25 protein-coding genes are annotated in these 21,616 nt (G+C 60.9%); 15 read left to right on the top strand and 10 right to left on the bottom strand.

Translation table 11 applies throughout. From position 1 onward, the window contains the following. Nucleotides 1-94: 94 nt before the first annotated feature. The gene (locus Q7V03_RS10610) at nucleotides 95-769 is read right to left on the bottom strand and encodes an arylesterase (RefSeq protein ID WP_304925572.1); all 675 of its coding nucleotides are present in this window, start codon (nucleotides 767-769) and stop codon (nucleotides 95-97) included. Here Q7V03_RS10610 and Q7V03_RS10615 point away from each other — a divergent pair. The 3 genes from Q7V03_RS10615 to iolG all read left to right on the top strand — a co-directional run bounded on the left by Q7V03_RS10615 (nucleotide 768) and on the right by iolG (nucleotide 5,135). Beyond that, the gene (locus Q7V03_RS10615) at nucleotides 768-1,448 is read left to right on the top strand and encodes an ABC transporter ATP-binding protein (RefSeq protein WP_304925573.1); all 681 of its coding nucleotides are present in this window, start codon (nucleotides 768-770) and stop codon (nucleotides 1,446-1,448) included. The two genes, Q7V03_RS10610 and Q7V03_RS10615, sit on opposite strands and share 2 nt — an antisense overlap. Continuing rightward, nucleotides 1,445-3,964, top strand: coding sequence for an ABC transporter permease (locus Q7V03_RS10620; RefSeq protein ID WP_304925574.1), 2,520 nt, complete (start codon nucleotides 1,445-1,447; stop codon nucleotides 3,962-3,964). The genes Q7V03_RS10615 and Q7V03_RS10620 overlap by 4 nt, the downstream gene beginning before the upstream one ends. Nucleotides 3,965-4,133: 169 nt before the next feature. Next, nucleotides 4,134-5,135: an inositol 2-dehydrogenase gene (iolG, locus tag Q7V03_RS10625; protein ID WP_304925575.1), complete on the top strand. Its 1,002-nt coding sequence runs from the start codon at nucleotides 4,134-4,136 to the stop codon at nucleotides 5,133-5,135. A gap of 146 nt (nucleotides 5,136-5,281) precedes the next feature. Here the strand turns inward: iolG and Q7V03_RS10630 are convergent, their stop codons facing one another. The 4 genes from Q7V03_RS10630 to Q7V03_RS10645 form a co-directional block, all read right to left on the bottom strand. Then, nucleotides 5,282-5,503 carry a hypothetical protein gene (locus tag Q7V03_RS10630; protein ID WP_304925576.1) on the bottom strand — a complete coding sequence of 74 codons (222 nt, stop codon included), beginning with the start codon at nucleotides 5,501-5,503 and terminating at the stop codon, nucleotides 5,282-5,284. A gap of 8 nt (nucleotides 5,504-5,511) precedes the next feature. Further along, nucleotides 5,512-6,090: a hypothetical protein gene (locus tag Q7V03_RS10635; RefSeq protein ID WP_304925577.1), complete on the bottom strand. Its 579-nt coding sequence runs from the start codon at nucleotides 6,088-6,090 to the stop codon at nucleotides 5,512-5,514. Nucleotides 6,091-6,214: 124 nt separating this feature from the next. Further along, nucleotides 6,215-7,651: a multicopper oxidase family protein gene (locus Q7V03_RS10640; protein ID WP_304925578.1), complete on the bottom strand. Its 1,437-nt coding sequence runs from the start codon at nucleotides 7,649-7,651 to the stop codon at nucleotides 6,215-6,217. Between the two features lie 656 nt (nucleotides 7,652-8,307). After that, nucleotides 8,308-8,523: a hypothetical protein gene (locus Q7V03_RS10645; protein ID WP_304925579.1), complete on the bottom strand. Its 216-nt coding sequence runs from the start codon at nucleotides 8,521-8,523 to the stop codon at nucleotides 8,308-8,310. Between Q7V03_RS10645 and Q7V03_RS10650 the strand changes: the two genes are divergently transcribed. From Q7V03_RS10650 to denD, 3 genes are all read left to right on the top strand, one after another. Beyond that, nucleotides 8,512-8,775, top strand: a complete 264-nt coding sequence (locus tag Q7V03_RS10650) for a S1C family serine protease (RefSeq protein WP_304925580.1) — start codon at nucleotides 8,512-8,514, stop codon at nucleotides 8,773-8,775. The genes Q7V03_RS10645 and Q7V03_RS10650 overlap by 12 nt on opposite strands. A 191-nt stretch (nucleotides 8,776-8,966) precedes the next feature. Then, nucleotides 8,967-9,350, top strand: a complete 384-nt coding sequence (locus Q7V03_RS10655; RefSeq protein WP_304925581.1) for a winged helix-turn-helix domain-containing protein — start codon at nucleotides 8,967-8,969, stop codon at nucleotides 9,348-9,350. An 829-nt stretch (nucleotides 9,351-10,179) separates the two neighbouring features. Beyond that, on the top strand, nucleotides 10,180-11,136 hold the full coding sequence (denD, locus tag Q7V03_RS10660) for a D-erythronate dehydrogenase (RefSeq protein ID WP_304925582.1): 957 nt from the start codon (nucleotides 10,180-10,182) through the stop codon (nucleotides 11,134-11,136). A gap of 326 nt (nucleotides 11,137-11,462) precedes the next feature. On the opposite strand, the gene efp is transcribed toward denD, so the two are convergent. Further along, the gene (gene efp / locus Q7V03_RS10665; protein ID WP_304925583.1) at nucleotides 11,463-12,029 is read right to left on the bottom strand and encodes an elongation factor P; all 567 of its coding nucleotides are present in this window, start codon (nucleotides 12,027-12,029) and stop codon (nucleotides 11,463-11,465) included. Nucleotides 12,030-12,116: 87 nt separating this feature from the next. On the opposite strand from efp, the gene epmA reads away from it, so the two are divergent. The 4 genes from epmA to Q7V03_RS10685 all read left to right on the top strand — a co-directional run bounded on the left by epmA (nucleotide 12,117) and on the right by Q7V03_RS10685 (nucleotide 14,619). Next, nucleotides 12,117-13,166 carry an EF-P lysine aminoacylase EpmA gene (epmA, locus tag Q7V03_RS10670; RefSeq protein WP_304925584.1) on the top strand — a complete coding sequence of 350 codons (1,050 nt, stop codon included), beginning with the start codon at nucleotides 12,117-12,119 and terminating at the stop codon, nucleotides 13,164-13,166. A 100-nt stretch (nucleotides 13,167-13,266) separates the two neighbouring features. Beyond that, on the top strand, nucleotides 13,267-13,932 hold the full coding sequence (gene pgsA, locus Q7V03_RS10675; protein WP_304925585.1) for a CDP-diacylglycerol--glycerol-3-phosphate 3-phosphatidyltransferase: 666 nt from the start codon (nucleotides 13,267-13,269) through the stop codon (nucleotides 13,930-13,932). After that, nucleotides 13,929-14,177, top strand: a complete 249-nt coding sequence (moaD, locus tag Q7V03_RS10680) for a molybdopterin converting factor subunit 1 (protein WP_304925586.1) — start codon at nucleotides 13,929-13,931, stop codon at nucleotides 14,175-14,177. Before pgsA ends, moaD begins: the two co-directional genes overlap by 4 nt. A gap of 1 nt (nucleotide 14,178) precedes the next feature. Beyond that, on the top strand, nucleotides 14,179-14,619 hold the full coding sequence (locus Q7V03_RS10685; RefSeq protein ID WP_304925587.1) for a molybdenum cofactor biosynthesis protein MoaE: 441 nt from the start codon (nucleotides 14,179-14,181) through the stop codon (nucleotides 14,617-14,619). 1 nt (nucleotide 14,620) lies between these two features. Here Q7V03_RS10685 and Q7V03_RS10690 read toward each other — a convergent pair whose 3' ends face one another. Beyond that, nucleotides 14,621-15,613: a P1 family peptidase gene (locus Q7V03_RS10690; RefSeq protein ID WP_304925588.1), complete on the bottom strand. Its 993-nt coding sequence runs from the start codon at nucleotides 15,611-15,613 to the stop codon at nucleotides 14,621-14,623. A 67-nt stretch (nucleotides 15,614-15,680) separates the two neighbouring features. Here Q7V03_RS10690 and Q7V03_RS10695 point away from each other — a divergent pair, with 67 nt between their 5' ends. Then, complete coding sequence (locus Q7V03_RS10695) at nucleotides 15,681-16,382, top strand: SDR family oxidoreductase (RefSeq protein ID WP_304925589.1); 702 nt, start codon at nucleotides 15,681-15,683, stop codon at nucleotides 16,380-16,382. A gap of 65 nt (nucleotides 16,383-16,447) precedes the next feature. Further along, nucleotides 16,448-16,921, top strand: coding sequence for a transposase (locus Q7V03_RS10700; RefSeq protein WP_304925590.1), 474 nt, complete (start codon nucleotides 16,448-16,450; stop codon nucleotides 16,919-16,921). An 83-nt stretch (nucleotides 16,922-17,004) separates the two neighbouring features. Here the strand turns inward: Q7V03_RS10700 and Q7V03_RS10705 are convergent, their stop codons facing one another. Next, entirely contained in the window at nucleotides 17,005-17,331 is a 327-nt protein-coding gene (locus tag Q7V03_RS10705; protein ID WP_304925591.1) for a zf-TFIIB domain-containing protein, read from the bottom strand. A gap of 132 nt (nucleotides 17,332-17,463) precedes the next feature. Here Q7V03_RS10705 and yghU point away from each other — a divergent pair, with 132 nt between their 5' ends. Both yghU and Q7V03_RS10715 read left to right on the top strand, forming a co-directional pair. Further along, entirely contained in the window at nucleotides 17,464-18,315 is an 852-nt protein-coding gene (gene yghU / locus Q7V03_RS10710; RefSeq protein ID WP_304925592.1) for a glutathione-dependent disulfide-bond oxidoreductase, read from the top strand. Between the two features lie 187 nt (nucleotides 18,316-18,502). Beyond that, on the top strand, nucleotides 18,503-19,708 hold the full coding sequence (locus Q7V03_RS10715) for a M24 family metallopeptidase (RefSeq protein ID WP_304925882.1): 1,206 nt from the start codon (nucleotides 18,503-18,505) through the stop codon (nucleotides 19,706-19,708). Nucleotides 19,709-19,759: 51 nt separating this feature from the next. On the opposite strand, the gene Q7V03_RS10720 is transcribed toward Q7V03_RS10715, so the two are convergent. After that, nucleotides 19,760-20,014: a GlsB/YeaQ/YmgE family stress response membrane protein gene (locus tag Q7V03_RS10720; RefSeq protein ID WP_304925593.1), complete on the bottom strand. Its 255-nt coding sequence runs from the start codon at nucleotides 20,012-20,014 to the stop codon at nucleotides 19,760-19,762. Between the two features lie 269 nt (nucleotides 20,015-20,283). Here Q7V03_RS10720 and Q7V03_RS10725 point away from each other — a divergent pair, with 269 nt between their 5' ends. Further along, nucleotides 20,284-21,204 (top strand): L,D-transpeptidase, encoded by a 921-nt coding sequence (locus tag Q7V03_RS10725; RefSeq protein WP_370651105.1) that lies wholly within the window; start codon nucleotides 20,284-20,286, stop codon nucleotides 21,202-21,204. 53 nt (nucleotides 21,205-21,257) lie between these two features. Here the strand turns inward: Q7V03_RS10725 and Q7V03_RS10730 are convergent, their stop codons facing one another. Next, nucleotides 21,258-21,599 carry a cupin domain-containing protein gene (locus Q7V03_RS10730; protein WP_304925594.1) on the bottom strand — a complete coding sequence of 114 codons (342 nt, stop codon included), beginning with the start codon at nucleotides 21,597-21,599 and terminating at the stop codon, nucleotides 21,258-21,260. Nucleotides 21,600-21,616: the final 17 nt, after the last annotated feature.

Raw genomic sequence — 21,616 nt, forward strand, 5'->3', positions numbered from 1 at the left:
AGGCAGGTGCAAGGGCGCTCGTCAAGCTTGCCCGCTTGCTGTGCTTATGCGAACACCCATCCCAGCGAAGAAAGCCGCAAGGCTTGGCGAGCGGTCAACTTGCCACCCGCGCCAGCAATTCTTGCACCTTCGGCCCCAGAGTGTCCAAAATCTTCGACACGCCTTTGGCATTGGGATGGATGCCATCCGCCTGCATGTACTCGGGATCGAGCAGTCGGGTTTTCTGGTTGATCACCGGAAAGAAATAATTTTCCGCCCGCACCGTGCCATATTTTGCCGCCAAATCAGGGTATATCGCATCAAAACTGGTCTTGAACGCTTCGCCATAATTCCCTGGCGCGCGCAGCGATACCAACAAAATTGGCACTCCCCGCGCCTGCACCTTGGCCAATATCGCGTCCAGATTGGCGCGGCTGGTCGCCGGATCAATACCGCGCAGCATATCATTGCCGCCCAGGTTGACGATCACCGCATCGACATCAGGGCTCAGCGACCAATCGGTGCGCGACAACCCGCCCGCCGTGGTATCGCCTGAAACCCCCGCGTTGATAATTCTTACATTTGCCCCCTTCGCCGCCAGCCATGCCTGTAATTGCGGCACAAAGCCCTGATCACTGGGCAGGCCGTAGCCCGCCGTCAGGCTATCCCCCAGCGCCAGCACGGTAGTTTCGGCGTAAGCGGGTGAAATCAGCAGAAAAATCCCCGCTGTGACATTGCGAAATGCCCGCAGCGGCGCATATGTGAAACGAGGCAGCAGGAAGTGAAGCATGACTGAAACCATTCTGGCGTTGCAAGATGCGTGGCTGACCTTGGCCGGAAATGCAGGCCGCATCGATATTCTCAAGGGCATAACCCTGAGTGTGGCGCGTGGCGAGAGCCTAGGTTTGGTTGGCCCCTCCGGTTCGGGCAAATCTTCGTTACTTATGCTGATGGGCGGCCTAGAGCGGGTCACCAAGGGCCGGGTTTCGGCTTTGGGTCAAGACATCACGGGCCTTGATGAAGACGGTCTGGCCAAGTTTCGCCGGGGCAGGATGGGCGTGGTGTTTCAATCTTTCCATCTGATCCCCACCATGACCGCCTTGGAAAATGTCGCCCTGCCGATGGAAATCGCCGGGGTCAAAGATGCCTTCGCCCGCGCCAAGGATGAACTTGACGCCGTGGGTCTTGGCGCGCGGATGCAGCACTATCCCGCCCAGCTTTCTGGCGGTGAACAGCAACGCGTGGCTTTGGCGCGCGCCGCCGCGCCGCGTCCGGCGATCCTGCTCGCCGATGAGCCGACCGGAAACCTTGACTCGGTCAATGGTGCGGCGATCATGGAGCTGATCTTTGGGTTGCGCGACCGCCACGGCGCGACTTTGGTGCTTGTCACCCATGCCCCTGAACTGGCCGCGCGCTGCAGCCGCGTGGTCCGCTTGGTCGATGGCCGCGTTGACGGAACGCCAGCATGAGCTTCGCGCTTGCCGCTTGCATCGCGCGGGCCGAATTGCGCGGCGGTCTGCGCGGCTTCTGGGTGTTTCTCGCCTGTCTGGCGCTGGGTGTGGCCGCGATTGCGGGCGTTGGCATGGTGCGTTCGGCGATTGAAGCGGGGCTGACCGATCAGGGCGCGGTGCTGCTGGGCGGCGATGCGCAGGTAGAATTTACCTATCGCTTTGCCACGCCAGAGGAACGCGCTTTCCTCGATCAGATCGCCACAAAAACCTCCGAGATTGTCGATTTCCGCTCGATGGTCGTGGCCGACGATGTGCATGTGCTGACCCAAGTGAAAGCGGTTGATGACAACTATCCGCTGCTGGGGTCTGTGCAACTGGAAGAGGGTGATCTGGCAAGCGCTCTGACCGGAGTGGTGCCCGGTGCTGTAATGGACGGCATTCTCGCCGACCAGATCGGGCTGAAACTCGGCGACCGTTTCAAACTGGGCGCGCAAGAGTTTACCCTGCAAGGTCGCATCCTGCGCGAACCGGACTCTGCCACAGGCGGTTTCGCCCTGGCCCCGCGCACCATCGTAAAAACCAAAGCCCTCGCCCAATCCGGCCTGCTAGAACCCGGTACATTGTTCGATTCCTCTTACCGCCTACTGCTGCCCCCCAACGTCGACCTTGCCGCCTTGCAATCGACCGCCGAAGCCAAATTCCGCGATTCCGGCCTAAGGTGGAGCGACCGCCGCAAAGCCGCCCCCGGTGTTGCCCGCTTTGTCGATCGGATCGGTGCGTTCCTGATCCTTGTCGGCCTCGCGGGTCTTGCCGTTGGCGGTGTCGGCGTCGCCGCCGCCGTGCGATCCTACCTAGAGGCCAAAATCGCCACCATCGCCACCCTACGCACCTTGGGTGCCAAGGGCGGGCTGATCTTCCAAACCTACCTGATCCAAATTGCCGTCCTCGTGGCCTTCGGTGTCAGCCTCGGCCTTATCCTTGGTATCGTCGTCCCCTTGGCCCTCGCCAAACCCATCCAATCTGCCCTGCCTTTTCCCGCCCAAATAGCCCTCTACCCGCGCCCGATCATCGAGGCCGCCTTTTACGGCGTCACCTCGGCCTTCTTGTTCGCGCTCTGGCCCTTGGCCCGCAGCGAGAAAGTCCGCGCCGCAGCGCTCTACCGCGGCGGCCTGTCCGGCGGCTGGCCCCGCGCCCGCTACGCGCTGGCCATGCTGGTACTGGCCGCCTTGTTGGTCGGCGGCGCAGTTTTGCTGTCTGGCACCGTCAATCTTGCTCTCGGCACGGCAGGCGGCGTCATTGCCGCTCTGGTCGTGCTGGCGCTTGCCGCATGGGGGCTGATCCGCCTTGCCCGCAGCAGCGCCCGCCTGAAAGCACTCCGAGGCAAAGTCGCCCTGCGCGCAGCCCTCGCCTCAATTGGCGCGCCGCGTGCCGAAACCATGCAAGTCGTCCTCGCCCTAGGCCTTGGCCTCACCGTCCTCGCTGCTGTCGGCCAAATCGACTCTAACCTGCGGGCCGCGATCTCCCGCGATCTGCCCACCCGTGCGCCCGCATTCTTCTTCGTCGACATCCAGCCCGATCAGATCAACGGCTTTCGCGCCAAACTTGCCGCTAACCCCGCCGTCACCAAGGTAGACTCTGCGCCGATGCTGCGCGGCATCATCACCCAGATCAACGGCCAAGACGCGCGCAAGGTCGCAGGCGAGCATTGGGTGCTGGCAGGCGACCGCGGCGTGACCTATGCCGCCGCCCAACCCGCCAACACCAAGCTTACCGCAGGACAGTGGTGGCCCAACAATTACCAAGGCCCGCCACAAATCTCTTTCGCGGCAGAGGAAGCCGAAGAACTTGGCCTGAAGCTTGGCGATCAGCTCACCATCAACATCCTTGGCCGCGACATCATCGCCAGCATCACCAGCCTGCGCATCGTCGATTTCTCCAACGCCGGAATGGGTTTTGTGCTGACCCTCGATCCTGCTGCTGTCGCAGGCGCACCGCACACCGATATCGCCACCGTCTATGTCGATCCGGGAGCCGATCCCGGCGCAGAAGCCGCCATTCTGCGTGAGATCGCCACCGCCTATCCCAACATCACCGCCATCTCTGTGAAAGCCGCCATCGGTCGCGTCACCGAAGCCCTCACCGCCATCGCCCAAGCCACCACCATCGCCGCCATGGCGACCCTGCTGACCGGCTTCGTCGTGTTGATCGGGGCTGCTGCATCCGGCGAGCGCGCCCGTGTCTACGAGGCCGCAGTGCTGAAAGTGCTCGGCGCCTCCCGCACCCGGATCCTGCTTAGCTTCGCCCTGCGCGCAGCCCTGATGGGGGCCGCCGCTGGCATCGTCGCAATTATCGCTGGTGGCATCGCCGGATGGGCAGTGATGCGCTTTGTGATGGACAGCCCCTATGCGTTCGAACCCGCCTCGGCCCTGACCATCGTCCTGGGTGGAATCGGAGCCACCTTACTTGCCAGCCTGATCTTCGTGCTACGCCCGCTTGCCAGTCGCCCGGCGCAGGTTTTGCGGTCGCAGGAATAGCGGTTTGGAATATATGTTCCAAATATATGTGACTCCGACGCGCCAATTTCTGCCGAGAACTCATCATTGCTGCAGCGTTCTCGGCAAAATCAGATTGATCTTGGTCGCAAATAGAATATCAGTTCTGCAAACGCAAACCCAGACGGGGCTGCTGCTTTAGGAGGACGACATGACAGTAAAATTCGGGCTTTTGGGCGCTGGCCGCATCGGCAAAGTCCATGCCAAAGCCGTCACAGGCGACGCCAATGCGCAACTCGTCGCGGTGGCCGATGCCTTCCCGGCAGCCGCGCAGGCGATTGCCGATCAATATGGCTGCGACGTGCGCACCATCGACGCGATTCTGGCGTCAAAAGACATCGACGCCGTGGTGATCTGCACCCCAACCGACACCCATGCCGACCTGATCGAGCAATTCGTCAAAGCCGGCAAAGCCGTGTTCTGCGAAAAGCCGATTGATTTGTCACTCGCCCGCGTCAAAGCCTGCCTTGAGGTCGTGCGCGCCCACAAAGGCACGCTGATGGTCGGCTTCAACCGCCGCTTCGATCCGCATTTCAAAGCTGTGCGCGCCGAGATTGACAAGGGCACCATTGGCACCCCGGAAATGGTGGTGATCACCTCGCGCGATCCGGGTGCTCCGCCGGTTGACTATATCAAACGCTCGGGCGGCATTTTCCGCGATATGACGATCCATGATTTCGACATGGCGCGCTTCCTGCTGGGCGAAGAAATCACCGAAGTTGTCGCCACCGCCGCCGTGCTGATCGATCCGGAGATTGGCGAAGCGGGCGATTTTGACTCGGTGCAAGTGATGCTGAAAACCAAATCCGGCAGGCAGGCGATGATCTCGAACTCGCGTCGCGCCACTTACGGCTATGATCAGCGCATCGAGGTCCACGGCTCGCTGGGTGCTGTTTCGGCGGAAAACCAACGCCCGGTGTCGATCGAAGTCGCCACCGCCGCTGGCTATACCCGGCCGCCGCTGCATGATTTCTTCATGACCCGCTACACCGAAGCTTACGCGGCCGAAATCGCCCAATTCATCGCGGCGCTGGGTGGTAAGGGCAAAGCCGAGCCTTCGGGCGAAGATGGCCTGATCGCTTTGGCCTTGGCCGATGCCGCGCTGAAATCCGTGGCCGAGGGCCGTGTGGTGAAAATGGCGGAAATTCTGTAATTTTGGCCTAACAAGACAAAGCGCGGCAGGGAAACTCTGCCGCGCTTTTGCATTTCACATTGGTCCAAATACTCATGCCAGAGGCATCCACATTGGCCTCAGGAGGCTCCGGCGTGAGTATTTAGGCCAAGATGAATGGCTGGATCCTACTCCGCCAACCCCGCACCCAGTTCCAACTTAATCATTTCAGGCGCGGGGCCGCTCGAGTCATCCTGCAGCGCCGTCGCACTCCGTGTGGTCTGCCCGAACCCCGCCTCGGACAATGCCACCGACAAAGTCGAGCCGCCAAGACTGCGGCTGGTATCCAATGCGTCTTGGGCGAGGAAACTCGGGTCTTCGACAGGCGATTGCGGTAGGGCAGGGGGCATCACCACGATCATCCGTTCATCGCCCAAAACATCCGCGCCAATCTTGAACAGGCCTTTTTCAGCGTATCGCCGGGCTGAAAGCGACCCGAAAACCAGTGGCTGAGCGCACAATCGGCCGTGATGTAAAGTACATTGATATTAACAGGCTGATCCATATTGTTGCACGCCAGAATATGCACCTGATCTTCCGGCACCAAGCGCGGCACTTCCGCCGCCTTTGCTACCTTTGGGTCGTTCTTATCCTTGACGGTCAGTAATTCGACGTCGACAGTCAAACTCCCCGACCCGACCGCCGCGCCCTGCTTTTGCAGATTGATCGCGTGGGCCATCGTCGCCAGGGTATCGGCCAAGGGTTCTCCCAACGCTTGCGCGGCATTATCCGTGGTAGACACCGAAGGCGTTGTCGCAAAATCACTGATCAACCCAGTGCTGGGCAAAACCCAAATCGCATCCGGGCGCGGGCTGTCCTTGATTGTCGCCAGCCACAGATCGGCTTGCTCTTCGGCAGCGACAGAGATCACTCCCGACAACAGAGCCGCCAATCCAGGCAACGCCAGCAGGACGAGCAAAAGCAATAGGCGCAGCATGTCCAAGCCCCAGGCAGAAATCACTGGGCAAAGATGCGGCGCGGCGTGGGTTCTGTGAAGTTGCCAAATCTATGTGACGGCATTTGTCACGCGTTTAAAGTCTCTCACACATAAAGCTTAGGTCTTAGCTGACCCGCACTTCCGTCATCATCCCCGTCGCCATATGGTACAGGTGGTGGCAGTGCAGGAACCAACTGCCCGGCTTGTCCAGATCTACGGCGACCGTCGCCATACCGCCCGGCGGCACCGTCACGACATCGCGCCGTGGCCCACTAAACCGCCCCGCCCCGACATCGACCACCTGAAAATGATGCCCGTGCAAATGCATCGGATGCATCATCATGCCAGTGTTCATGAACATTAACTCCAACCGCTCGCCGACCTTGGCGGTAATCGGCACATCCTCGCCATGCACTTTGCCGTTGATGGTAAAACGATAACCCGGCTCCTCGCCCAGCATCAGATGCGCCATCTGGCCCGCACGTTCAGGCAGTGCGTTCGTTGCCCGCAAACTGGCATCAAAGCTGGAGTCCAGATGCGGGCTGTCTGCCGCGGCCATATCGCTCAGCAGCGCCAGCTTCGCCCCAGCAGTGACCAGCACAATCCCGGTGCGCATCCGCGCGGCTTCAACTTGGGCAAAGATCGGAAACGCACCACCCTGCGGCGGAATTATCACCAGAAGGTCCAGCCGTTGCCCCTGCGCCATCGGATAGGCCTTGGCCGACAGCGGTTGACATGGGCTGCCATCCACCGCAATCGCCGTTGAGGCCAAAACCCCCGGATCAATCCAAAACGCCGTCGCCGTGCCACCGTTGATAATCCGCAACCGCAGCGTCGTGCCTGCCTCGACCTGCACCACCTCGGGGTCCGCCAAGGTGCGATCATTCGCCAGATAAGCATCATAGGCCACGTCATTGGCATGCACCATTGTGCCGCCGCTCATTGCCATGCCGGACATATCCATCCCTGCCATATCGCCGCCAGAATGATCCATCCCCGCCATATCCATGCTACCCGAAGCGCCTCCCGCATGCATGTCCGAGCCACCCAAAGCCGCCAGAATCTCTTCGGGAGCCTTAAAGCTGAAGTCATGCAGCATGATGACATGCTCTTGAATATCCTCGGCATCCGCTTCACGGCAGATCATTGGCGCGGCCATCAGCATCTGCTCAGACAACTGGTGCGCATGCATCCAGTGCGTGCCGGGGGTAAGCTCAAAATCCATCTGATCGACCGCTCCCGGCGCAAGTTCGCCACCGCCGGTGTAGGAGCGATCCTGCCCCTCCGCCGCCATCACCTGCCCATGCCAATGGGTAACGATGCCAATATCGGTGTCGTTCTGGATGCCCAACTGAAACCGATCCCCGGCGCGGCCATAAAATCCCAACTGGCCATCATAGCCGTTGATGCCGTATACCGTCGCGGCCCGCCCGAGCACCTCTATCTGCCGGGTGCCAATGCTCATCGCCGCCACCTCAGCGTGTGCAGGCCGCGCCAAACCCGCCAAGGGCAGGGCAGCGGCAGAGACGAGGAATTGGCGGCGGGTGGGACGGATCAACATCGGCAACACTCCATGATTTACGACAGCATAGCCCGGAACCAAGCCACGCGCTTTGCGAAAAATGTCGCATCCCCCATCACATTCGCGCGGGGTGCAATCATCCGGTCCCGCGCGCACAACGTTAGCCTTGCCGACACCTTTTGCACCCAGCCGTCTTGATACATTTCAGGATGCCCAAAACGCCCCGCAAATGCCCTCTCTACTGCGGCGCAGGTCTGACAGCACGTCCCCAGCCACCTCGCACCTGCACCAAAGGTCATCCTCTGCGCTCAGATATCTTGGGTGTGAGTCCGCAAGGGCGGGGGCTGCCCCCTGCACCGCCCCCGCCCAATGACGACCTTTGTCGCGGGCAACGCAATCCGACCCACGCTACACTCACCGCCAAGTCATAACCCGAGGATATCCATGCCCGTCCCCCCTGTGATGCACTCTCTTCGCCGTCCTGCTGCTCACCGCCGCCGCCCAGGGCGCCGACGCCCCCATGCTGGAAGCCGCGATGGCTGCGGTGTTCACAGTCCATAGCGCTGATACCGAAGATCGCTTCTTGGGCTCGGCCTTTCTTTGGGGCGACGGCGAAGTCGCCGTCAGCAGCGTGCGCGTGATTGGGCAAGCCAGCGCAGTCCGCCTCATCGACGCCGCAGTCACGCACACATCGGCTAGGTCTTCGCCTCCGACCCCAGCCGCGATGTGGCAGCGATCGCGGTGAAACCGAGGCGGGGCGGCCTGATCCCCGCAGCCACCGCATCGCAACGCGGTGCCGAAGTCTGGCCCTCGGCACCCCGCTCGACGTAGGGCGCACTGTCATCGCAGGCCGTATCTCGGCTCTGGGCCGTCAAACCGACCCTGCCACCCCGATCCGGATGATCCAGCACGCCGCCGCCCTCAACCCCGGCTCCTCCGAAGGCCCGCCGAATGACAGCACTGGCGCGCTGGTCGGCATCAACGCCCAAATCGCCGACGGCAGCCGCATGTTCGTCGGCATCGCTTATGCCATTCCCAGCGCCGACCTTACCCAAGTCGCACACGGCACTCGTCATGTCCTGATTGGCCCTTGGTCCACCGGCAAGACGCTGCATCCCGTTGGCGGCGCGACTGTGCTTGACCGCGACGTGGAGGTGTTTTGACATTAGCCAAAGCGAAGGAACCGCAACGCCCACCGCAACCGACCGCGTCCTGATCATCGAGGGTGATCCCGAGACCGCCGCAGCCACCGCCTGGGAAGTGCATACCCTTGGCTGCGTCGCCAGCATCGTCCCCACTCTGCCAGAAGGCATCGCCCTTTCTGCCCAAGACGTCCGGTCAGATCGTTATTACGATGCAACTGCTGGAAAACGTCTGGCACCTGCATTTCGATCCCGGCACCAATATCGTCGATGTTCACGTCGGCCGCCTGCGCCGCAAGCTTGAAGTGGCCCGATCGCAAGGCATCCAGACCGCGCGCGGCGAAGGCTATATCTTCGCGCCACTTCGCCCGATCATTGCCCGCCTGCTTCCCAGAGCCATCCCGCCGCTGGTCGCCCGCTCGCTCGGGCCGAGCGAATCCACCCTCGGGGATGTCATCATCTTGCAGAGTGACGCGCGGGGAGGGGGAGCCGGGGCCTGCGGGGGCAAGCTGACTGTCGGAGCCTGCGAGGGCGATCTGGCCGTTGGTCAGGATTGGGGTCAGGTTGGCGGTGGTCTGGGTTGCGTAAGGGGCTAGGGCGATGATCCACGGGGTGAAGTCGAAGGGATTGTGCGGGTCGGCAAGCTGGGGGGCGGCAAGGCGCAAGGGGGGCGGGGTTGCTGGCTGGTCAAGTTCGGCCCAAACGGTGATGGGTGCGTCTGCGGGGAGCGCGCTGCTGCGGGCGGCCACTTTGGTCCGGGTCAGTTGCATCAGCGCCGTGCCACCTTCGGGGGTCAGATAGAGCGAGAGTGTATCGCCGGGGTTCAGGCCTTGCAGCAGGCCCGCTTTGAGGATGCTGGTTCGGACGCGAAATCGCTGAGGGGCGGGAGTGCCGAACCGGGTTTACGTCAGCATCGGGCCTTCGCCATCGGGCATTTGCGCCGTGGTGCCTTGCTGCATGGTGGCGGCGGTGGCGGCCAGAACTTGTGACTACGTGGCGTTCGGGCTGCTGCGCCAGTCTTCGGCGCGTTGGCAGGTGAAGGGCATTGCCAGAGGCCGCTTTCTGCGACCGGGTATTCAAACGAGCGTTGGTCGGATTGCGAGGAGGGATGCCGCGCATGATCGGAACCGCGGCCATCAGGCGCTCGTCATTCGCGGGGCCTTTTAAGTCGGCATCACGGGGCAGATAATCTGTGAGCCCGACCAGAACCGCGCGCAATTTGGCATGGGCCGGGGGCGGGAATGCGGCCAGCAGGCCAGCTTGCACAATCTTGCAAAGGGCTGATCCAAATATCTGCAACAGAGCGGCAGGATAGCCAGGTCGTGGCCCCGGGCAAGCGATCTGGCAAAGGTGACGGCGGCTGTCATTTTGCTGTTGGGGCTTTGAGAGATGGCGTGCTTTGGTGTGCGCAAATGGGAGGGTTCGATGCGGGTTTTGATCACGGGCGCGGCGGGGATGATTGGTCGCAAGCTGACGGCGGCGTTGTTGGCGCGGGGGACGGTGCAGGGCAAGGCGATCAGCCAACTGGTTTTGCATGATATTGTGCAGGCTGAGGTTGCGGCTCCACATACCGCGTTGGTGGGGGATTTGTCGGTGGCTGGGGTGGCAGAGGCGCTGCTTTCGCATCGGCCAGAGGTGATTTTCCACCTGGCCGGCGTTGTGTCGGGCGAGGCAGAGGCGAATTTCGATCTGGGCTACCGGGTGAATGTCGATGGCACGCGGGCGTTGTTTGAGGCGATCAGGCGGGCGGGTTATGCGCCTCGGGTTGTCTATGCTTCGACCACGGCGGTGTTTGGCGGGCCGTTCCCGGAAGAAATACCGGATGATTTCGCGCCGACGCCACATTCGTCTTATGGCGTGCAGAAACTGATCGGCGAGGCGTTGCTGTCGGATTATTCCAGGCGCGGGTTCTTTGACGGCATCGGGTTGCGGCTGCCGACGATCTGCGTGCGGCCCGGCAAGGCCAATCGGGCGGCGTCGAGTTTCTTTTCCGGCATCATCCGCGAGCCGTTGAACGGCTTGCCCGCTGATCTGCCGGTGGCGCGGGATTGGCTGCACACGATGGCCAGCCCGCGCGCGGCGGTCGGGTTTTTCCTGCACGCGGCCGAGCTGGATTTGGCGGCTGTGGGCGCGCGGCGCAATCTGATTTTGCCGGGGGTCGCGGTGACGGTGGCCGAGCAGATTGCGGCGTTGACGCGGGCGGCGGGGGCGGATGTGGCGCGGCTGATCCGCGACGTGCCGGACCCGGCGGTTTGGGCGATTGTGCAAAGCTGGCCAAGGCGGTTTGCGGCGACACGGGCGAAGGCTTTGGGGTTTCGCGCGGAGGGAAGTTTTGATGAGATCGTGCAGGCCTATATTCAGGATGATTTACGCATGGGCTGAAGCAGGTCGTGCGGCAAGCAGCGGGGGCTCGCCCCCGCACCCCCAGAGTATTTGTGCCAAGATGAAATTTTAGAGCGGTTGCGTTTGATCCGCCGAGATCGGGGCGCACCGCCTTCCCAGCGGGGACTGACTTGTGGTTAACGGTCAATTTCAGGCCATTTTACACAACATGCTGTGGTCAGGCGTGATTTATCTGCGACCTTAGACATCCTGACCCCGCCACAAGCCCGAACCTGTGCTAATGGGTTTTGTCAGATGGCTTGGGTGATGGCCATGAAAAAGCCCGCCACGCTGGAGGCGGGCGGGCTTTTGCTAGGCGAGGCGGCTTAGTCCTGAACGCGACCGTAGTAGGAGTAATCTTCGGTATTGATGACGATTTTCGCGCCGGGGCCGATATGCGGCGGCACCATCACGCGCACGCCATTGGTGCAGATCGCGGGTTTGTACGATGACGAAGCGGTTTGGCCTTTGACAACCGGTTCGGTCTCGGCAACCTCGACATTGACGCGCTGCGGCAACTCTAAAGCGATGGCTAGGCCGTCGTAGGTTTTGAGGTAAACCTTGAGGCCGTCGGTCAGGAAAGGCTTGTCGTCGCCAACCACATCGGGGTGGACGGCGAATTGCTCATAGGTGGTCGGCTCCATAAAGTGGAAGCCTTCGCTGTCTTCGTAAAGAAAGTCATATTCGCGGTCATCGACGTTGGCCTTTTCCACCATCTCGGTGGTGCGCCAGCGTTCGGCTACTTTCACGCCATCCGAGATGCGGCGCATGTCGACGGACGTGGTGGGGGTGCCTTTGCCGGGGTGGAAATTTTCGGCTTTCAGCACGGCGTACAGTTTGCCGTCCATCTCGACGACATTGCCTTTGCGCAAAGAGGAGGCGATGACTTTCACGGGGTGGTTCCTTGTTCTTGAATGGCCCAACGGGTAAAGGGCGAAAGCGTTGCGGTGGCTTTAGCGCGTTTGATCGGAAATCTCCAGATGGCAGGCGAAAATAGCGAAATGGCGTGGTGGCATCCTTTGCGGCATGCGGATCGGCGGGGGATTTTGCTGGCGCGCAACCGGATTCAAGCCAGCCTGCGACTGTGGCTGGCTGATCGGCAGTTTGTCGAGGTGGACCCTGCGGCCTTGGCCTTTAGCCCCGGAAATGAGGCACATCTGCATGGATTTGTGACGCAGGCGATTGGCAATGATGGGGTGGGGCGGGCGATGTATCTGCACACCTCCCCTGAGTTTGCGATGAAGAAATTGCTGGCGGCGGGCGAGCGGCGGATTGCGGCGTTTGCACATGTGTATCGCAACCGCGAACGGGGGGCTTTGCACTCGCCTGAGTTTACCATGCTGGAGTGGTATCGGGTGGGCGAGGGCTATGAGGTGCTGATGGATGATGCCGTGGCATTCTGTCGGCTGGCGGCAGAGATCGGCGGCGGGGTGTTGCGGTTTCGGGACAGGGTTTGCGATCCGTTTTTAGAGCCGGAGCGGATTTCGGTGGCCGAAGCGTTTATGCGCTATGCCGGGGTTGATTTGCTGGGCTCGATTGAGCCGGATGGTGCGCCTGTGGCGGAAGTGCTGGCGGGGGACCTGGCGCGGATAGGGTTGCGGGTGGCGGCGGATGACACTTGGTCGGATATGCTAAGCCGCGTGTTGGGCGAATTGGTCGAGCCGCATCTGGGCATTGGGCGTATCACCATTCTGGATGAATACCCCAGCGCCGAGGCGGCTTTGGCGCGTAGACATCCGAGGGATACTCGGGTGGCAGAGCGGTTCGAGGTTTATGCTTGCGGGGTGGAACTGGCGAATGGGTTTGGCGAATTGACCAACCCTGATGAGCAGCGCCTCCGCTTTGGGTTGGAGATGGACGAGAAGGCGCGGGTGTATGGCGAGCGGTATCCGTTGGATGAGGATTTTCTGGCCGCCTTGGCGATCATGCCTGCTGCAAGTGGCATTGCGATGGGGTTTGACCGGGTGGTGATGTTGGCAACGGGGGCTGCGCGCATTGATGATGTGATCTGGGCTCCGGTGCCCGACTGACATATTTGCCCGGTTTTTCGGCGGATTGACGCTTTTGCGCCTGCATCCGGTCGGAATTGCCGCTTCCCCCCGGCCTGTGACTTGGGCTACGACTTGGCGGATGAGATGGTCAATTCCAAACACCCTGACTGTGATGCGCCTGCTGGCTGCCCCCGGCGTGCCGCTGATGTTTCTGTATTTCCAACGGCCTTGGGCGGATTGGTTCGCGCTGACGCTGTTTGTGGGCGCGGCGATTACCGATTGGTTTGATGGCTACCTTGCCCGGCTGTGGAAGCAGGAAAGCAAGTTTGGCACCATGCTGGATCCGATTGCCGACAAGGCGATGGTGGTGATCGCGATACTGGTGCTGACGGGGTATTCGGGGATGAATCCTTGGCTGATCCTGCCCGCGACGGTTATTCTGTTTCGCGAAGTTTTCGTCTCGGGCCTGCGCGAGTTTTTAGGGGCCAAGGCGGGGCTGCTGAAGGTCACGAAGTTGGCAAAGTGGAAGACCACGGCGCAAATGGTTGCGATTGCGGTGCTGTTTTTGGGCACCGGGTTGGAATACCTTAACGGTGTTGCGATGCATGGCATGACGCCACAGCAATACACCGATGCCGTCATGCAGGGGCTGGCCGATCCGATCCGGGCGTGCGGCAAGCGAGATTGCGCGTCTGTGGCGGGCGATGTCGGGCTGGTGCTGATGTGGATTGCGGCGTTTCTGACCGCGATGACGGGGTTGGATTACTTCCGCAAAGCCCTGCCGTTTCTGCGGGAAGACAAATGATCGACGTGCTGTATTTCGCTTGGGTGCGGGAGCGGATCGGTGTGCCGCGGGAACGGATTGAGACCAGTGCCGCCACGGTGATGGAGTTGATCACCGAATTGAAGGCGCGCGAAGAGCGTTATGACTGGGCATTTGGCGATCTGGCAAGCTTGCGGGTGGCCGTGGATCAGGAATTGTCCAGCTTTGAGGCCTCTTTGGCCGGCGTGCGCGAACTCGCGTTTTTCCCGCCGATGACGGGTGGCTGAGATGCAGGTGTCGGTGCAGGCCGAACCGTTTGATCTGGGCGCGCTGACCAACGCTTTCGCGGCACGGGTGGCGGGGGCGGGGGCGGTTGTCACCTTCACCGGACTTGTGCGCGACAATGGAGGCGCGCTGGCCGCGATGGAGATCGAGCATTATCCGGGCATGACCGAAAAGGCGATTGCGGCAATGGTGGATGAAGCCAAAACGCGCTGGTCTTTGGTCGATGCTTTGGTGGTGCATCGCTATGGTCGGCTTGCCGGCGGTGAGGCGATTATGATGGTGGCCACCGCCGCACGGCACCGGGCGGATGCCTTTGCTGCGGCGGAATTTCTGATGGATTACCTGAAATCCCGCGCGCCGTTCTGGAAGAAAGAGCTGTCGGCGGATGGCGCAGAATGGGTCGCGGCGCGGGATGAGGACGAGGCCGCGCTGAAGCGGTGGTAGCCTAGCCACCGTGGTGCTGGCGGTAACAGGGCTGCAAATCTCCGGCCATCGGTTGTGATTCATAGATCGCGCGGGCGATGGCGCGGGCAAGGCAGATTGCGGCGGCATGGCCGATTTGGAATGTATCGGTCAGCGGGTCGCCCAAGGTTTTCTCCCCGGTCGCAGCGGCAAAGATCAGATCGCCGTCTAGGGGGGTATGCGAGGGCACGATGGCGCGCGCCATGCCATCATGTGCGGCGGTGGCCATGCGTTGGGCCTGCGCTTGGGTCAAGCTGGCATCTGTGGCGACAATGGCGATGGTGGTGGCCTCTCCCATCCGCTTGCGCGGCAGCGGGGCATCGCGGGGTGCAAGCTGCGGGCTGGGGCCAAGGCCGCCGAACTCGCGGTTGCGCTCCCATGCGGCGGCCCAGAACTGCGGGCCATCATTGACGGTCACCGAACCCAAAGCGTTCACCGCCACCAGCGCCCCCACAGTCAGACCCGATGGCAAAACCAGCGAGGCCGAGCCAACCCCACCCTTCCAATATCCGGTTGCAGCACCATATCCTGCGCCTGTCGTGCCAAGGCTGAAATCCTCGGTTGCGGCCCGAAAAGCCTGCTGACCCAGATCGTAATAGGGGTTGCGCAGCCACGCCTTGTCGCCGCCGTTCAGCAGATCAAACAGGATCGCCCCCGGCACAATTGGCACGCGCTGATCGCCCACAGCAAAGCCACGCCCCTGCGCGCGCAACGCATCCGCGACACCCGAACAGGCATCCAAGCCAAAAGCCGATCCGCCCGCAAGCACAAGCGCATCAACCTGTTGCACCAGTTTGTCGGGGGCCAGCAGATCAGTCTCGCGCGTCCCGGGCGCGCCGCCCATAATATGCACGGCGGCGGTGAACGGGCGATCCGCGGTCAGCACCGTGCAGCCCGAGCGCAGGCGCGCGTCCTGCGCCTGACCCACCCGCAGGCCCGCAACATCGGTGATCAGGTTCTTCGGGCCAATATGCATGTGAAATCCGGGTGGTGTTCGGCGGTTGTGCGTGTCAGCTTCCAGCAAAGCACAGATGGAGGCAGAAATGCAAAAGGTTGCGGTGATCACGGCGGGTGGCTCGGGCATGGGGGCAGCGGCGGCGCGGCGGTTGGCGGCGGATGGCTTTGCGGTGGCGATCCTGTCTTCGTCTGGTAAGGGCGAGGCTTTGGGCGCGGAGCTGGGTGGCGTTGGTGTGACCGGATCGAACCAAAGCAGTGACGATGTGCAGCGCGTGGTGGATGCGGCGATGGCTAAATTTGGCCGCATCGACGTGCTGGTGAATTCGGCAGGGCATGGGCCGCGCGCGGCTTTGTTGGACATCACCGATGAAGGCTGGCATCAGGGCTTTGAGATTTATTTCCTGTCAGCCGTGCGCCCCATTCGCGCGGTGACGCCGATTTTTGAGGCGCAAGGCAGCGGGGGGTCGATCATCAACATCACCACGTTTGCGACGTTTGAACCCGATCCGGCTTTCCCGACCTCTGGCGTGGCGCGGGCGGGTTTGGCGGCGTTTACAAAGCTTTACGCCGATAAATATGCGCCGCAGGCCATTCGCATCAACAATGTTTTGCCCGGGTTTATCAATAGCTTGCCAGAGAAAGAGGAATTCCGCGCGCGGATTCCGATGGGGCGTTACGGTCGGGTGGAAGAAATTGCCGGGACCGTCAGCTTTCTGGCCTCGGATGCGGCGGGCTATATCACCGGGCAGAATTTGCGCGTGGATGGCGGGATCACACGCTCGGTTTAAGATCAGCGGGCAATTTCGGTTTGGCGGTAATGCGATGTTAACCAGTGTTGTGGCAGCTTGCTGGGATGACATATCGCATCCGCCCCGCCGCCCCGCATACCCACTACTTCACCGTGGCCCTTCATCGGCCCGGCGATGATCTGCTGGTGCTTGAAATCGAACGCCTGCGCCACGCGGTGCGGCTTACTCGGGCGGAACGCCCGTTTCAGATTGCGGCTTGGGTGGTGATGCCTGACCATCTGCACACGATCTGGACGCTGCCTGCGGGGGAGGATGATGTCGCGGGTCGTTGGCGGTTGATCAAAGCGCGGTTTTCGGCCAGCTTGCCCTTGGATGCCCGCAAATCCCGTGTCAGCCGTGCTGCGCAGGGCGTCTGGCAGCGCGGCTTCTGGCAGCACCGCATTGGCGATGCCGCCGATCTGGCGCTGCATATGCGCAGTTGCCAGATGGACCCGGTGCGGCATGGTTTGGTCGATGTGCCGGAAGCTTGGCCTTATTCGTCATTCCGCTCGCCAGTTAGCTTACAACGAGTGGGTTAGCGATGCATCGACCACACATAAACTACTGCCCCGGTCAAACCATGGGGCAGCAGAATGAAGACGGGCGGTCGGTTGGCCAGCGGTTAGAAATCAAACAGATCGCCGAGAAAGCTTTCGCGGCGCTTTTTCTTGCCGTGATAGCGATCGTCAGTATCGTCGTCATCCCTGCGGCGCGGTTCATCACGCAGGGGCGCTTGGCGACTAGGTTCGGTGCGATAACCCGGCTCGGGTTGATAGACCGGGGCTGCCTGACGCGGCGGGGCTGCGGCTGGCACGCTGGCGGCACGCTCGATGATCTTGTCCAGCTCGCCCCGATCCAGCCAGACGCCCCGGCATTTCGGGCAATAATCAATTTCCACACCGTTGCGGTCGGCCATCACCAAAGTCTCGTTGTCGACAGGGCACTGCATGCCATTCTCCTATGTTATGCGATTTGTAAGATGGGGGCTGTGGATTTTTATGCAAGCGCGCGCGCTTGTCGCAGGGCGGATTTGTGCTTACCTCTTGGCATTCGGGGCAGGCCGCCCCAAAAGGATTTGTCGATGTCGACCACACCATATGTTCCGCCGAAGGTCTGGACTTGGGATGCTGCCAATGGTGGCCAATTCGCCAACATCAACCGCCCCATCGCAGGTGCGACGCATGATAAAGAGCTGCCGCGCGGCAAGCATGGCTTTCAGCTTTACTCGCTGGCAACGCCGAATGGTCAAAAGGTCTCGATCCTGTTCGAGGAGCTTTTGGCGGCGGGCCATACCGCCGAATACGACGCCTGGCTGATCAATATCAGTAAGGGTGATCAGTTTGGCTCGGGCTTTGTCGGGGTGAACCCGAATTCGAAAATCCCGGCGCTGCTGGATTTGACCGGGGCAGAGCCTGTACGGTTGTTCGAGTCGGGGTCGATGCTGGTGCATTTGGCTGACAAGTTCGGGGCGTTCCTGCCAGCAAGTGGGCCCGCGCGGATTGAAGTGATAAACTGGCTGTTCTGGCAGATGGGATCGGCGCCGTTTGTCGGCGGCGGTTTTGGCCATTTCTTCGCCTATGCGCCGGAAAAGTTTGAATATCCGATCAACCGCTATGCGATGGAAACCAAGCGGCAGTTGGATGTGCTGGATCGCCGGTTGGCCGAAGTGCCTTTTATCGCGGGTGAGGAATATTCGATTGCCGATATGGCGATCTGGCCTTGGTACGGCAGCATGGTTTTGGGGCGCAGCTATGCCAATTCGGCGGAGTTTCTGGATGTTGGGATTTACAAAAACCTCAAGCGCTGGGCGGATGTGATTGACGCGCGGCCGGGGGTCAAGCGCGGGCGGATCGTCAACAAAAACTGGGGTGATGAGGCGGAACAGGTGCCAGAGCGGCACGGGCCGGAAGATTTCGCGGGCAAAGCGGTCTGACGTGAAGGCGAATTCCTCAGGCTTGCCAAGCGGGCCTGCGGGACTTATCCTGCAACTCGGCCGTGGCGATGGCGTCGCCACAGGGGGCCTCCCCAAAGCTTGCAGGGCAACCTGCTTTCGTCCTGCACGCCGGGACCTTTCGGGGTTCTGCGGCGTATGGCCCAGACCCCAAGCATGAGGTCTGATGATGACGACTCGTCCAGAGCAATATCGGTTCCACCAAGGCGACAGGGTTCTGCCCTTTGCCTCCGATGAATATGACGCGCGCCTTGCTGGTTTGCGCGATCTGATGGAGGTGCATGGGGTTGAAGCCTGCGTGTTTACCTCGATGCACAACATCGCTTATTATTCAGGCTTCTTGTACTGCTCGTTTGGCCGCCCCTACGGCCTTGTTGTGACCCTCACGCAAAGCGTCACGATCTCGGCCGGGATTGATGCGGGCCAACCTTGGCGGCGCGGCCATGGCGACAACATCACCTATACCGATTGGCAGCGCGATAATTACTGGCGCGCGATTCTATCGGTGACGGGTGAGGGCCGTGTGATTGGTTGCGAGGCCGATCACCTGACAATGCTCCAATCGGAAAAGCTGAATCATTTCCTCAAGCCCAAGCGCGGCGTTGATATTGCGCGTGGCACGATGGAACAGCGGATGATGAAATCGCAGGCCGAGTTGGATTTGATCCGGCATGGCGCTGGAGTCGCCGATGTGGGCGGTTTTGCTATTCGTGAGGCCGTGCGCGAAGGTGCGCGCGAGATCGACATTGCGATGGCGGGCCGCGATGCGATGGAGATCGAGATCGCCAAGCGCTTCCCCGATGCCGAATATCGCGACACTTGGGTGTGGTTCCAGTCGGGGATCAACACCGATGGCGCGCATAACCCGGTGACCAGCCGCAAGTTGAAGCGCGGCGATATCCTCAGCCTGAATACGTTCCCAATGATCTCGGGCTATTACACGGCGCTGGAGCGGACGATGTTCGTGCAAGAGGTTGATCCGGCGTCCTTGCGGATGTGGGAGATCAACGTCGCGGCGCATGAATTGGGGATCAGCCTGTTGAAGCCAGGGGCGTCTTGCGCGGAGGTGACGGCCAAGCTGAACACGTTCTTCGAAGAACATCAGGTCCTGCAATACCGCACCTTCGGTTATGGCCACTCTTTCGGCCTGCTCAGCCATTACTATGGCCGTGAGGCGGGGCTGGAGTTGCGCGAGGATATCGACACGGTGCTGGAACCTGGCATGGTGATCAGCATGGAGCCGATGTTGACGATTCCGGATGGTCAACCCGGCGCGGGTGGCTACCGCGAGCATGATATTTTGTTCATCACCGAAGACGGCAACGAAGATATCACCAAATATCCTTATGGTCCTGCGTTCAACGTGGTGGGCTAAAGCCAAAGGGCCGGGAGACATCCCGGCCCTTTTCATTTAAATCCGATAAGCTTAGGCGCGTTTGATCAGCTTGATCAGGAAGAGCAAAATCACCGCGCCGATTGTTGCATGAACGATGGAGGCGAGGATGCCGCCATCCAAAACAAACCCAATACGCGGAAAAAGTGCCCCGGCGATGAAGGCCCCGACGATGCCGATCACAATGTTGCCCAGCAGGCCGAAGCCATACCCAGACACGATTTGTCCAGCCAGCCAGCCCGCAATCGCGCCGATCAGCAGGAAGATCAGCAAACTTTCAATTCCCATGTCTTTTTTCCTCATTTTTGCGCAGCGACGTGCGGCGTTCACAGAGAGGTAACGCATTGCTCACAAAAACGTTCCCGAATTTCTGCTGGTTTTTTTCGCGTCGATTTTGCTGCGAAAGAAGATAGCTGAGGCACGCGCTAGAAAGAATCAGCCTGCATCGGCAGATTCAGCGCCTTTTGCATTTTCAATCATTTCACGGGACTTGACGGAAGCCAAACCGCAGGTTCTAGGTGCAAAGATCATTTTCCTCACATTCGAGTCTCTGTCCCGTGAACAGCTCCATTTTTCGCCTACTTGGCGCGTTATCGCTCAGCCTGCTTGCCGCTTGCGGTACTTCAACACCGAAATCTGTGACGCCTACGGTCGTGGCGGGTTACGAAGGGGTTGAGGACGAGGGCTTCTATATTCAGCCCGTCGATGCTGAGCTTTTGTCGGCAGACCGCGCCCGTGCCGAGGTAGAGTATACCGCCGATGATGCGCCGGGCACGATTGTGATCGATACGTTCGCGCGCAAGCTGTTTCTGGTGCAGGAAAATGGCCGGGCGTTGCGATACGCCATCGCTGTGGGCCGGGAGGGCCTGTCTTTCCGTGGCAATGGCGTGATCGGGCGCAAGGCGAAATGGCCGTCTTGGCAGCCGACCGCGAATATGATCCGCACCCGGCCTGACCTTTACGCCGAGTATGCGGGCGGTCGCGCAGGCGGGCTTGACAACCCGCTCGGCGCGCGGGCGATGTATCTTTATCGCGGCGGTCGCGACTCGATGTTCCGCATTCACGGAACCATCCAGAATGAGACCATCGGTCATGCCACTTCGGCGGGTTGTATCCGTCTGTTCAACCAAGATGCGATGGATCTGTACGAACGGATCGACTTGGGCGCGCGGGTGAAGGTACGCTCGCTGGAAGAAAGTCTCGCTATCGAAGGCCCTTATATGGATGACGCTTGGGGCCGGGCTGTGCCGGAAACGCCCGAGAATATCGCGCGCAAGCCGCAAGACGCGCAGATGCTGGTTGAGCAAGAGGCGGCGATGGCTGCCGCTGCCACAAAGCAGGCCGAGCTTGATGCGCAGAACGCCGCGAAGGCAGAGAAAAAGCGGTTGTCCGTTTGTAAGCGCAAAGGCATCGACGAGGCCGATTGCCCGCCGTTGCCGGAACTGGCGTTGGCTGACGGGACCACGAGCAACGGTTGATCGCCAAGCGACGTGTATCAAAAGGCCCTGCAAAACTGCGGGGCCTTTTTGCTTTAGGCTTTGATCACATAGTCTTTCAGGGTGGTCTCTATCACTTGCCAAGTGCCGGAGAATCCGGGGCGGATGATATAGCTGTCGCCTGCTTTCAATACGGTCTGCGTGCCATCGGCATCGGTCAGCACCGAATGGCCGGAATGGATATAGACATATTCCCATTCAACATAGCTGATCCGCCATGTGCCGGGGGTGGACTGCCAAAGCCCACAATATAGCCCATCGCGATCTTCGATGTTCCAAGTGGTGTGGACAGGATCGCCCGCCACGATGCGCGACGGGTCCGGGCGGGTGATTTCGGGTTGGATGCCGTCACGGGTCACGCGTTCAATGTTCGACATTAGCGCCTCTGGGTTTG

The sequence above is a fragment of the Cypionkella sp. genome, from assembly GCF_030652235.1.
GTDB lineage: Bacteria > Pseudomonadota > Alphaproteobacteria > Rhodobacterales > Rhodobacteraceae > Cypionkella.